The organism is Pseudorhodoplanes sp., assembly GCA_032027085.1.
GTDB lineage: Bacteria > Pseudomonadota > Alphaproteobacteria > Rhizobiales > Xanthobacteraceae > Pseudorhodoplanes.
Genome location: JAVSMS010000001.1, coordinates 4,820,286 through 4,832,260 on the forward strand (window position 1 = coordinate 4,820,286; position 11,975 = coordinate 4,832,260).

General features: G+C 64.5%; 9 protein-coding genes. 2 read left to right on the plus strand and 7 right to left on the minus strand.

Annotation, left to right across the window (positions count from 1 at the left end; genetic code table 11):
* The 6 genes from recN to RO009_23750 all read right to left on the minus strand — a co-directional run bounded on the left by recN (nucleotide 1) and on the right by RO009_23750 (nucleotide 8,590).
* The gene (gene recN / locus RO009_23725) at nucleotides 1-1,674 is read right to left on the minus strand and encodes a DNA repair protein RecN (protein MDT3688040.1); all 1,674 of its coding nucleotides are present in this window, start codon (nucleotides 1,672-1,674) and stop codon (nucleotides 1-3) included.
* 228 nt (nucleotides 1,675-1,902) lie between these two features.
* Nucleotides 1,903-2,778, minus strand: a complete 876-nt coding sequence (locus tag RO009_23730; protein ID MDT3688041.1) for an outer membrane protein assembly factor BamD — start codon at nucleotides 2,776-2,778, stop codon at nucleotides 1,903-1,905.
* A gap of 150 nt (nucleotides 2,779-2,928) precedes the next feature.
* The gene (gene lpxC / locus RO009_23735; GenBank protein ID MDT3688042.1) at nucleotides 2,929-3,882 is read right to left on the minus strand and encodes a UDP-3-O-acyl-N-acetylglucosamine deacetylase; all 954 of its coding nucleotides are present in this window, start codon (nucleotides 3,880-3,882) and stop codon (nucleotides 2,929-2,931) included.
* A gap of 440 nt (nucleotides 3,883-4,322) precedes the next feature.
* On the minus strand, nucleotides 4,323-6,038 hold the full coding sequence (gene ftsZ / locus RO009_23740; protein MDT3688043.1) for a cell division protein FtsZ: 1,716 nt from the start codon (nucleotides 6,036-6,038) through the stop codon (nucleotides 4,323-4,325).
* A gap of 88 nt (nucleotides 6,039-6,126) precedes the next feature.
* A complete protein-coding gene (gene ftsA, locus RO009_23745; GenBank protein MDT3688044.1) occupies nucleotides 6,127-7,449 on the minus strand; it encodes a cell division protein FtsA in 1,323 nt (440 codons plus the stop codon).
* Nucleotides 7,450-7,675: 226 nt separating this feature from the next.
* Nucleotides 7,676-8,590, minus strand: a complete 915-nt coding sequence (locus tag RO009_23750) for an FtsQ-type POTRA domain-containing protein (GenBank protein ID MDT3688045.1) — start codon at nucleotides 8,588-8,590, stop codon at nucleotides 7,676-7,678.
* Between the two features lie 318 nt (nucleotides 8,591-8,908).
* Here RO009_23750 and RO009_23755 point away from each other — a divergent pair, with 318 nt between their 5' ends.
* Nucleotides 8,909-10,075, plus strand: a complete 1,167-nt coding sequence (locus RO009_23755; protein MDT3688046.1) for a terminase family protein — start codon at nucleotides 8,909-8,911, stop codon at nucleotides 10,073-10,075.
* Between the two features lie 164 nt (nucleotides 10,076-10,239).
* On the opposite strand, the gene RO009_23760 is transcribed toward RO009_23755, so the two are convergent.
* Nucleotides 10,240-11,430 (minus strand): NADH-quinone oxidoreductase subunit D, encoded by a 1,191-nt coding sequence (locus tag RO009_23760; GenBank protein MDT3688047.1) that lies wholly within the window; start codon nucleotides 11,428-11,430, stop codon nucleotides 10,240-10,242.
* 243 nt (nucleotides 11,431-11,673) lie between these two features.
* Here RO009_23760 and RO009_23765 point away from each other — a divergent pair, with 243 nt between their 5' ends.
* Nucleotides 11,674-11,958: a GYD domain-containing protein gene (locus tag RO009_23765; protein MDT3688048.1), complete on the plus strand. Its 285-nt coding sequence runs from the start codon at nucleotides 11,674-11,676 to the stop codon at nucleotides 11,956-11,958.
* The last annotated feature ends 17 nt before the right edge of the window (nucleotides 11,959-11,975 follow it).

Below are 11,975 nucleotides of genomic sequence, written 5' to 3' on the forward strand. Positions count from 1 at the left end.
CTAAGCCGCCTGCTGAATCAGCCGCTCCGCCGCGGCGCGGGCCTCGTTGGTGATTTCGGCGCCCGCCAGCATGCGGGCGATCTCCTCGCGGCGGCGCTCGGCGGCGACCGCGCTGACGCGCGTCGCCACCCGCTTGCCGCGATCGAGCGCGTCCTTGGCGATCACGTAATGGCGGTCGGCGCGGGCCGCGACCTGCGGCGCATGGGTGACGGCGATCACCTGCACGCGTGCGGCAAGCGCCGCAAGCCGCGCTCCGATCGCGTCCGCCACCGCGCCGCCGACGCCGGTGTCGATCTCGTCGAAGATGAGCGTCGGCGCCGAACCGCGATCGGCCAGCACCACCTTGAGCGCGAGCAGGAAGCGCGCGAGTTCGCCGCCCGAGGCGACCTTCATCAACGGGCCCGGCCGTGTGCCCGGATTGGTCTGCACCCAGAACTCCACACGGTCGATGCCGAAAGGTCCGGCGGCTGCCGCATCGGTGTCGATCTGCGTCGTGAACACGGCGCGTTCGAGCTTGAGCGGCCTGATCTCGGCATTCACCGCCTTGTCGAGTCTTGCCGCGGCCTTCTTGCGCGCGGCCGAAAGTTTCTCCGCAGCCCTGCAATAGATCTGGTCGGCCTCCAGCGCGGCCTTTTCCAGTGCGGCGAGCTTTTCGGTCCCGGCATCGATCAGCGCCAGCGCGTCGGCATATTTTTGCGCCAGCGCAGAAAGCTCGTCGACCGGCGTGTTGTATTTGCGCCCTGCGGCGCGCAAGGCAAACAGGCGCTCCTCGATACGCTCAAGCTCGTGCGGATCGAAATCGGCCGCACGCAAGGCGGCTTCCAGATGGCTGCGCGCGTCTTCGATCGCATGCAACGCGATGTCGAGCGCCCGCACCGCGGGCTCTACCAGTTGCGGCGCTTGCGTGCCGCGCCGCTCAAGGCGGCGCACCGCGGCCGAAAAAGCCGGCACCGGCGACGCCGAGCCGGCGACCGCCTCATGCGCCTCCTGCAGATCGCCGGCGATCTTCTCCGCCTGCATCATCGCGGCACGGCGCGCGGCGAGCGCGGTTTCCTCGCCTGCTTCCGGCGCGAGCCTGGTCAGTTCAGCCACGGCGTGGCGCAAATAGTCGGCCTCACGCTGCGCATGTTCGATCTCGCGCCGATGCGCTTCGACGGCCTCAGTGGCGGCGCGGCGCGCCTCCCAGCGCTTCTCGATATTGGCCACGTCGTTGTCGAGACCGGCATAGGCGTCAAGCAACTGGCGATGCGTTGCGGCATCGACAAGCGCCCGGTCGTCATGCTGGCCATGAATTTCGACCAGAGCGGCACCGAGACTCTTCAGCGCCTGCACACTGACCGGCTGATCGTTGACGAAGGCGCGGGTCTTGCCGTCGGCGAGCTGCACCCGCCGCAAGATGAGAAGATCGTCGTCAGTCTCGATGCCCTGCGCCCGCAGAAGCTTCCAGACCGGATGGCGCGCCGGCACATCGAACACCGCCGTCACCTGCCCCTGCTCGGCGCCCTGCCGCACCAGCGTCGCGTCGCCGCGTGCGCCCAAAGCCATGGCGAAGGCATCAAGCAGGATCGATTTGCCGGCCCCGGTCTCGCCGGTGAGCACGGCCAGTCCTTTCTCGAATTCAAGGTCGAGCTTGTCGATCAGGACAATGTCGCGAATGGACAGACGGGACAGCATGAGCAAGGCCCTCGGCTGAGCGGCTCTGTGCCCGACGACCCGCAGCCGCGAATCCCCCAGCCTGCCGCGAAAAGAACAAAAGCAGAACATCGCGACTTTGGCAAGGATTTGTTGCTGAGGGATGAACGCCAACGCGTCAGTCTTGCCGACCAGACGTATGAACTTTGGGCTGGCGCCTCCGGCGCGCCCCGAATAACGAATGGAAATTACACGATTCGGGAAAGCCGCTCACGCGCTGCGCTTCTTGAACAGCTTGCTGATCCAGGAGTCCTTGTTCTCGCTCGGCTCGACCCCTCCGCCCTTCACCAGGCGGTAGGCGTCCTGATACCAGCGGCTGTCGGGGAAGTTGTGGCCGAGCACGGCGGCGGCGGTCTGCGCCTCCGGCACGATGCCGAGCGCCATGTAGCACTCGGCCAGCCGCATCAGCGCCTCTTCGACATGGCGTGTCGTCTGATATTGCGTCACCACGATCTTGAAGCGGTTGATCGCACCGATGAAATCCTTGCGCTCGAGATAATAGCGGCCGACCAGCATTTCGCGCCCCGCCAACTGGTCGCGCGCAACATCGAGCTTCTTCTTCGCCGCGTTGGCGTATTCGGAATTCGGATATTTGCGCACCACCTCATCGAGCGCGGCCATCGCTTTCTCGGTGCGAGCCTGATCGCGGGTGACGTCCGGAATCATGTCGAAATAGGACGACGCGATGAGATATTGCGCGTAAGCCGCGTCGTTGCTGCCGGGATGCAGCGTGACGTAGCGGGTCGCCGCATTGATCGAGTCGTCGTATTCCTTTGCCTCGTAATAGGCATAGGCCTGCATGATCAGCGCCTTGCGGGCCCAGTCGGAATACGGGTGCTGGCGGTCAACCTCCTCGAACTTCTTGGCGGCGTCCTTGTAGTCGCGCCGCTGGTTCAGAAGATAAAGACCTTCATTGTAGAGCTTGTCGGCGGGATCGTCGGGGATCTGGATGTCGTCCTTGCCGGCACAGGCGGCGAGCGGGATGGCCAGCGCAATCAGCAGCAGGCCCAGCAGATTCCGGCGCAGAGCGGATGATATCCGCGCCCCAAAGGTCGCCGAAACGGTCTTGGCCGCACGCACCGTCATGTACTGCAATTTCCCCAAACGGAGGCTGTCGGCGGACTGGCCTCTCCCGTTGCCATAGATACCCAAAAAAGCCCCAAGGCCCAAGCGGGCGAGGCAAGGTTTGTGCGGACAATCGGCCGGGAATAAGGCGGAAGGTTAAGGGCTTAGGCCTCAGGACACTTCCGGGCCATAGGCCGGAGCCACCAAACCGGTTGCCACATCGGCATGACCGCGAATGCGGCGCGGAGCCTCGGTCGCCGCCTCGACCAGCCGCCACGCGGACGGATCGGACATCAGCGCCACCAGCACCGAATGATTGAGCTTGTGACCGCCGCGGAAGGATCGGTAGGCGCCGAGCAGCGGCGCACCCGCCAGCGCCAGATCTCCGACCGCGTCGAGCGCCTTGTGGCGCACGAATTCATCGGCGTAGCGCAGGCCCTCCGCGTTCAGGATGCGGTTCTCGCTCAGTACCAGCGTGTTCTCGAAGGAGGCGCCGAGCGCCTTGCCGGCGCTCCACAAAGCCGACACGTCCTTCATGAAACCGAAGGTGCGGGCGCGCGACAGGTCGCGGCGGAACGTGTCGGCGGTGACGTCGGTGTCGAAAATCTGGTGGCCGATCAGCGGCGTATCGAAATCGATCTCGATCTCGATACGAAAGCCATGCGCGTAGGGACGAAATTCGCCGAACGCCTCACCGCGCGCCACGCGCACCGGCTTGAGGATCTCGATATAACGGCGCGGGGCGGCCAGCGTGACAATTCCGGCCTGATCGATGGCCTCAACGAACGGCGCCGAGCTGCCGTCCATGATCGGAACTTCCGGACCGTCGAGCTCAATGACGAGGTTGTCGACGCCAAGACCGCGCAAGGCGGCGAGAATATGCTCGGCGGTGGAGCAGAGAATGCCTGACGCGTCGCCGAGAACGGTGGCGAGTTCGGTCGCGGTCACCGAGCGGTAATCGGCGCGCACTTCGCGTTCGCGACCTGATTCGTCGGTGCGAGTAAAAACGATTCCCGTATTGGCTTCAGCCGGATTGAGCGTCAGCGTGACCGGCAAGCCGGAATGCACACCGATACCCGAAATGACAGCCTGCTCGCGAAGCGTGGTTTGCCTGACGGCTTTCATACGCTTTGTTCCGCAACTTTTCGGCTGGACGCTGCCAGAGAAACCGCAGCGCAATCCCCCGAGATTGAACCCCAATCGATGTTGTCTTCTTTTCGCCCAGAAAACCCGGAGGGAGCGATTACGCCCGTCCGGCCCCGTTCAAGGCGAAAACCCCTTGAGACGTGAGAACCTTAGTCACGGTTCGGTCACCCACAAAGTCACGCTTTTTTACCGTTTGTTACCTTCAAGTGGCCGCATTCGGGTCGCCGGCCTGCCTTATTTCAGGGGCGCGACGATTAAATGCGGCAACTCAAGACGTTGCGGCCGCCCACGCCTATCCCACAGACCCTGCCGGTCCGTGAAAGCACATAATATTTCAATAATTTACCGGGCCAGGCAGCAAAAACCCCGGCCCTTGCGGTCCGGGGTCTTGAATTGTGGCAACCATCCAAAATGGCTGGTTAATTGGCCTGCCGGCGCAGGAAAGCCGGGATATCAAGCTGGTCATCATCCGCCGGGTTATGCACAGGCGCCGGGCGGCCATGCTGGTCGAGGCCCTGGGGTTGGCCCTGCGGGGCGCGCGGAGCGTAGTCGGAAACCGGTCCCCGATTCTCCAGCGAGGGATTGGCCGGACGCGGTGCCGGCGGCCGCTGCGGCATTCGCTCGAACGCGGGCGGAGCCGGAGGCATGGCCGGCATGGCCGGCTCGGCAGACTGGGCCGGCTCCTCGACCTTGCGGCCGAGACCTGCCGCCGCGAGGCGCTGCAGCAGGGTCATGCGCTGCTTTTCCGGATGCTCGCTTTCCACCGGCTCGCCCTGACGGGCGCGCAACTGGCGCTGGGCCGGCGCCGGAAGTTCCTCGATGCGCGGCATGCGCGGCCGCTGCAGGACACGTTCGGGCTGCGGCGGCACAAAAACCGGCGGAATGTCACGCTGCGGTGTCTCAACCGGCGGCTCGACAAAAAGCGACGGCTTCTGCGGCATGGCGCGCAGCGTCACGTCGTCGATTGAAACCGGCTGCGGCATCGGCTGCGACAGCGCTGCAGCGACAGCCGCGGTCGCGGCCTGTTCGACAGCCGGTGCGGCCGGACGCGCCGCCGGCGCCTGCGTGGACGGTGCCGCCCGCTCGATGCGCTCCGGGGTGCGCTCGGCGATGCGCGCGGCGGCCTCCGTGCGCGCACGCTGCACGGTCTCGGGCGCCTTCTGGACGCTCGGCTTGTCGATGCCGGTGGCGACAACCGACACGCGGATGATGCCGTCCAGGCTTTCGTCGAAGGTGGCGCCGACAATGATGTTGGCGTCCTTGTCGACTTCCTCGCGGATGCGGGTCGCGGCTTCGTCGACTTCGTACAGCGTCAGGTCCTTGCCGCCGGTGATGGAGATGAGAAGACCCTTCGCGCCCTTCATCGACGAATCATCGATCAGCGGATTGGAGATGGCGGCTTCGGCGGCGGTCGAGGCGCGCTTCTCGCCGGAGGCTTCGCCGGTGCCCATCATCGCCTTGCCCATCTCGCGCATGACGGCGCGGACGTCGGCGAAGTCGAGATTGATCAGGCCTTCCTTCACCATCAGATCGGTGATGCAGGCGACACCCGAATAAAGCACCTGGTCCGCCATCGCGAAGGCGTCAGCGAATGTGGTCTTCTCGTTGGCGACCCGGAACAGATTCTGATTCGGGATGACCAGCAGCGTGTCCACATATTTCTGCAATTCGACGATGCCGGCTTCCGCGTAACGCATGCGGCGGTCGCCTTCAAACTGAAACGGCTTCGTGACAACGCCGACGGTGAGGATGCCGAGCTCGCGCGCCACCTTGGCGATGACCGGCGCGGCTCCCGTTCCCGTCCCGCCGCCCATGCCGGCGGTGACGAACACCATATGCGCGCCGCTGAGATGATCGCGGATCTCGTCGATCACCTCCTCGGCGGCGGCGCGGCCAACTTCCGGCTGCGATCCGGCACCGAGACCCTCGGTCACCTGCGCGCCCATCTGGATGATGCGCTCGGCCTTGGACGAGGTCAGCGCCTGCGCGTCGGTATTGGCGACGACGAATTCAACGCCCTGCAGGCCCGCCGAAATCATGTTGTTGACGGCGTTGCCGCCGGCCCCGCCAACACCCATGACGGTGATCCGCGGCTTCAGCTCACGGATATCGGGGACTTTCAGATTGATGGTCATGTCTGCCTCATTGCTACGCGGGCGTTGAAGACGTCTCCGCACCGGCCGGTCCGCCGCCGGCCTGTCCCGAGATCCTGCGTTCGGGTCATCAGAAGCTTTCCTTCAGCCATCGTCCGACCCTTGAGAAATAGCCGCCCGTTCCTGTCATCAGGTGCCGCGTTCTTCGCGGTTCAAAGTGTTCGAGATGCGCCGCCTGCGGGTACACCAGGAGCCCTGTCGCGACGGCATAAGCCGGCCCCTTGGCAACGTCCGGCAATCCGGCGATGCCGAGCGGGCGACCGATCCGGACCGGACGCCTCAGAACGCGCGAAGCAAGTTCGGTCAGTCCGGTGAGCTGACTGGCGCCGCCGGTCAAAACCACCGTGCCGCCAGGCTCGGCGGCAAAGGGAGATGCCGCCAACCGGTCGCGCACCATTTCCAGGATTTCCTCGACGCGCGGCTGGATGATTTTCACCAGCGTCGCCCGGGAAATCACCTGAGGCGGCTCGCGCAGGTCGACGCTCACCGCTGGCACTGTGATCATGTCCCGCTCATCAGCTCCACCCGACAACACAGTGCCATAAATCGCTTTGATTCGCTCGGCATCTGCGATGCGTGTGTTGAGTCCGCGGGCCAGATCCATGGTGACGTGATGACCACCGAGCGCGAAGCCGTCGGCATGCACAAAGCGGCCGCCGGAGAAGACGGCGATGGTGGTGGTGCCGGCGCCCATATCGACGACGGCGGCGCCGAGATCTGATTCGTCATCGGCCAGAACCGACAAGCCGGCGACATAGGGCGAGGCGGCCATGGCCTCGACATCGAGGTGGCATTGCTCGACCGCCAGCATCAGGTTGCGCGGCGTCGCCGCGTCGGCGGTCGCAACATGCATGTCGAGACCGAAATGGCGCGCAAGCATGCCGCGCGGTTCCCGAATACCGCGCACATCATCAAGCGCGTAGCCGAGCGGAAGCGAATGCAGCACCACGCGGCCGTCGCGCACCGAATTCCTGTTCCCCGCGGAGAGAAGGCGCGCGATATCGCCATCGGAAACCGTCGGACCGGCGACATTGACCGAGGCCGTGTAGCGCTCACTGCCCAGCCGGCCACCGCCGACGGAGACCGCAACCGACTCAAGCTGCACTATGGCCGATTGCTCGGCGAGCTCGACGGCATGACGAATGGCGTCTTCCGCCTGATCGAGATTGGTGACGTTGCCGGCCTTCATGCCGGCCGCCTCGACATGGCCGAGACCGATGATCTCGACCGAGTGGCTGCGGCGGCGCAAGGCCTGGCGCGGCGACTGCGGCTGCAGCCGCGCGATCAGGCACACGATCTTGCTGGTGCCGAGATCGAGCGCGGCGACCAGCGCGCGCCGCTTCGGCGACACCGGCTTCATCTTGGGGGCAAGGCCGTAATGGAGCGGGTTCATGCGGCGCTCACCTCTTGTTCCCCTCCCCCTTGTGGGGAGGGGTTTGGGGTGGGGGTCGCGCGATTTTGAAAAGCGTCGACGTCAAACACCGACCCGCCTCCCCAACCTTCCCCCATCGCAAGTCGGGCCTGCCCGACTTGCGCATGATCATGTGCAACCCGGGCAAGCCCGGGTTGCATGGAGGAGGGAGAAAAAACGGAGAGCGCGAGAGTGTTACGAACAGGGTTCATGCGTCACCCGCCTTGCGTCTGGTCTTCTTGTCCTTGAGCGCTTCGTCGCGTGCACGGTTGCGTTCTTGCGCGGCGGCGTCCGACAGGCGCACCGTGACGCGGTCGGCGAGCCGCAGATCGATCGCGGTGATGTCGCGCGTGAGCAGCTTCTTGTCGCGGTCGAGCGCGATCAGGGTCTCGATCGCGCGTTCGGGCTGCGCTTCCGGCAGCCGCACGTCGAGGCCGTTCTTCAGCTTGATGTTCCAGCGCCGCTCGGCGACCAGCACATAGGCGCGCGCCTGATCGCGGATCGCCGGATAGCGGTCCATGAGCGCGAGAAAATCGGCAGCCCGCTGCGCGGCGCCCTGCCCGACCACCAGCGGAAGTTTGGCAAATTGCGGATCGACATAGGTTTCAAGCACGGTGCCGTCGCCGGCGATGACCGAGACGCGACCGTCCTTCTGCCAGAGCGCATAGGGCCTTCGCTCGGTCACCGAGATGTGCAGCCGGTCGGGATAGAGCTTGAGCACCGTGGCGTCGGCGATCCAGGGATTCGCCTTCAGGCGAAGGCGCGCATCGTCGGCGTTGAGAAAGAGCAGCGAGGTGCGGCCGGTGACGCCGGCGGTCGCCAGAATCTGTTCGCGCGTCAGCTGCGCCTGGCCGACCAGCGCAATGGAGGAAATGTAAAAGCCCGCGGCATTGGCGAGGGCGTCGCGCGCATCCTTGAACTGCACGACGATGGTATCGACATGGCCGCCGCGCACGGAACCATAAGCGACACTCGCGGCGATCAGCGTGAAAGCCGCCACATGGCCGGCGCCGCGCGGAATGCGATTTTCGAGCGTGGAAGCGAGACGATGGATCGCGCGCCCGAGACGGGCGAAGACATGGGGCCGCTTCAGCGATTGAGCGAGGCGTCCTCGATCATCCATCTTACAAAACTCTTCGAACGTTACCCCCGCATGCGCGGCCAGCTCGGGAACGAGGGACGTTCGCTCATGCCCGGCGGCGATCGCGTCCTGGCAGGCCGGCCCCCTCATCCCCTGCCACGATCGGCAGCGGGCATCAGCGCGCGTCACACCCCGACAAGCTAGGGCGCAATGCACTGAGAGAGTCAGTCTTCGGGCTTCTTGGTAAAGTTTCGGTAAAAATTGAGATTAATTGGAGGTTAAAGGTATTGGCCGTCAAGCAGTACCTTTTCGTGAAGGATCTTTGATCCATTCCACTATTGAACTCATAAAGGCCCTGAGCTGCACCCCGTCTTTGGCCGCGGCGCCGGCAAGACGCGGCTCGGCGCCGAATGGATACGCGCGCTGGTGCATGGCACGCCGCCTTATGCCGAGCGTCGGCACCGCCGCATCGCGTTGGTCGGCGAAAGCATGCTTGATGCCCGTGCGGTGATGATCGAAGGCGAATCCGGTCTGCTGCGCATTTCGCCGCGCGCGGAGCGGCCGATCTGGCTCTCCTCGCGCCGGCGGCTGGAATGGCCGAACGGCGCGGTGGCGGAGCTCTTCTCCTCGGAAGACCCCGACAGCCTGCGCGGGCCGCAATTCGACGCGGCGTGGTGCGACGAACTCGCCAAGTGGCACAACGCCGAGGCGACGTTCGACATGCTGCAATTCGCGCTGCGGCTGGGACGGCATCCGCGCCAGCTCATCACCACGACGCCACGCCCGATTCCACTGCTCAAGCGGCTAATCGCCGATCCGCGCACAGCGGTAACGCGCGCGACGACACACGCGAATGCCGCGCATCTGTCTCCGGCCTTTATCGACGAGGTGATCGGCCGCTATGCCGGCACGCGGCTCGGACGCCAGGAAATCGACGGCGAGATCATCGAGGACCGGCCGGACGCGCTGTGGTCGCGCGAGACCATCGAACGCGCCCGCGTCGTCGCCGCGCCGCCGCTGGTGCGGATCGTCATCGGCATCGATCCGCCCGCGTCATCGCGCGATGGCGCCAATGCCTGCGGCATTGTCGCGGCGGGGCGCAGCGAGGACGGCTGCGTGTATGTGCTTGCGGACGCGACGGTGCACGGCCTGCCGCCGGCGGGCTGGGCGAGCAAGGCGATCGCGCTCTACCGCCGGCTCAAGGCCGACATCATGGTGGCGGAGGTCAATCAGGGCGGCGAGATGGTGCGCGCGGTGTTGCGCGAGGTGGATGCGTCGGTGCCGCTCAAGATCGTGCATGCGACCCGCGGCAAATATCTGCGCGCCGAACCTGTCGCCGCGATGTATGCGCAGGGACGGGTGAAGCATCTCGACCCGCCGCTGGAACAACTGGAGGACCAGATGTGCGATTTCGGACTGAACGGATTGTCCGACGGCCGGTCTCCCGACCGGCTCGATGCGCTGGTCTGGGCGGTGACGGAACTGACGGCGCCGCGGCACCAGGGGCCGCGGATCAGGTCTTTGTGATGCGCGAGCGCCTTACCGGATGGGCGCGGGTCGCCGGAAAGCGTATAATTTCAATAGTCCTTCGCGACATGACCAAGATGCATGAAATATGTGCTGCTCGGCAATCTCGGCAAGAAGCCCGCATGAAGCGAAGCGAGTTGACCTTGCTATCCCGGGTTTCGGTTTTATCGATCGATCTCTCCGAACACAATGTCGAGTGAGCCGATGATGGCCGCGACATCGGCCAGCATGTGCCCGCGGCTCAGATAGTCCATCGCCTGGAGATGGGCGAAAGAAGGGGCTCGAATCTTGCACTTGTAGGGCCGGTTGGTGCCGTCGGAGACGAGATAGACGCCGAACTCGCCCTTCGGCGCCTCGACCGCCGCATAGACCTCGCCGGCAGGAACACGGTGCCCTTCGGTGTAAAGCTTGAAATGGTGAATCAGCGCCTCCATCGAGCGCTTCATTTCGGCGCGTGGCGGCGGGGCAATCTTGTTGTCCTGAATGATTACAGGCCCCTGCCCTTCGGGCAGTCTTAGTTTCTCGAGGCACTGCTTCATGATGCGCACCGACTGGCGCATCTCTTCCATGCGGATGAGGTAGCGGTCGTAGCAGTCGCCGTTCTTGCCGACCGGAATATCGAAATCGAGCTCGGGATAGCACTCGTAGGGTTGCGCCTTGCGCAAATCCCAGACGGCACCGGAGCCGCGCACCATCACGCCGGAAAATACCCAGGCCCAGGCGTCTTCCAGCTTCACCACGCCGATATCGACATTGCGCTGCTTGAAGATGCGGTTGCCGGTGAGCAGGGCATCGAGATCGTCGACAACCTTGAGGAAGGGATCGCAGAAGGCCCAGATGTCATCGAGCAGCTTCGGCGGCAGATCCTGGTGCACGCCACCGATGCGGAAATAGTTGGCATGCATGCGCGCGCCCGACGCCTTCTCATAGAACACCATCAGTTTCTCGCGTTCCTCGAAGCCCCAGAGCGGCGGGGTGAGCGCGCCGACATCGAGCGCTTGCGTTGTGACGTTGAGGAGATGCGAGAGCAGCCGTCCGATCTCGCAATAGAGCACGCGGATCAACTGCCCGCGCTTCGGCACGGTGATGCCAAGAAGCTTCTCGGTCGCGAGGCAGAAGGCATGTTCCTGATTCATCGGCGCGACGTAATCGAGCCGGTCGAAATAGGGGATCGCCTGCAGATAGGTCTTGTGCTCGATCAGCTTCTCAGTGCCGCGATGCAGCAAGCCGATATGTGGATCGACCCGCTCGACCACCTCGCCGTCGAGCTCGAGCACAAGCCGCAGCACGCCGTGGGCTGCAGGATGCTGAGGCCCAAAATTGATCGTGAAGTTGCGCTCCGCAGGCCGAGCCATCGCAAGCCTCATCTCGGCTGCAAATGGAACGCTGCCCTGGTTCCCCGGGTTCCAGCCCGCAGGGTGCGACAGCGAAGCGTATCGCACCATTTTATCTATTGGCGATCAGCGGCAGGACATGTGTCGCGCTATTGTGATGCGCAAGCACACGCCGCATGGCGAGGTACCGGATGGGCGCGGGTCGCCGGAAGGCGTATAGTTTCAACAGTCCTTCGCGACATGACCAATGATCGGGAGGTGGCCATGAAATATGTGCTGCTCGGCAATCTCAGCGCGGAATGGGCCAGCAAGCAGTCAGAGCGGACCGGCAAAGCCAGGGCAAAGCTCGACAAGCTTGGCATCAAGATCGAGTCGATCCATTACACGCAGGGCTATTACGATTTCGTCGACATCGTCGATGCTCCGTCTCCGGAGGCGATGCTCGCGTTTTCAGTCTGGTACTCGACGCAGGGCCTGGGCCGGATTCAAAGCATGCCGGCGTTCGACGCCGCGAGCTTCGAAACCGCAATCAAGGACGCCGCAGGCTGAGACGGCGCCGCGGTATC

What these genes read in the sequence shown, in the direction of transcription:
- recN (MDT3688040.1), bottom strand. Translation starts at nt 1,674, where the DNA reads ATGCTGTCCCGTCTGTCCATTCGCGACATTGTCCTGATCGACAAGCTC.
- RO009_23730 (MDT3688041.1), bottom strand. Translation starts at nt 2,778, where the DNA reads ATGACGGTGCGTGCGGCCAAGACCGTTTCGGCGACCTTTGGGGCGCGG.
- lpxC (MDT3688042.1), bottom strand. Translation starts at nt 3,882, where the DNA reads ATGAAAGCCGTCAGGCAAACCACGCTTCGCGAGCAGGCTGTCATTTCG.
- ftsZ (MDT3688043.1), bottom strand. Translation starts at nt 6,038, where the DNA reads ATGACCATCAATCTGAAAGTCCCCGATATCCGTGAGCTGAAGCCGCGG.
- ftsA (MDT3688044.1), bottom strand. Translation starts at nt 7,449, where the DNA reads ATGAACCCGCTCCATTACGGCCTTGCCCCCAAGATGAAGCCGGTGTCG.
- RO009_23750 (MDT3688045.1), bottom strand. Translation starts at nt 8,590, where the DNA reads ATGGATGATCGAGGACGCCTCGCTCAATCGCTGAAGCGGCCCCATGTC.
- RO009_23760 (MDT3688047.1), bottom strand. Translation starts at nt 11,430, where the DNA reads ATGGCTCGGCCTGCGGAGCGCAACTTCACGATCAATTTTGGGCCTCAG.
- RO009_23765 (MDT3688048.1), top strand. Translation starts at nt 11,674, where the DNA reads ATGAAATATGTGCTGCTCGGCAATCTCAGCGCGGAATGGGCCAGCAAG.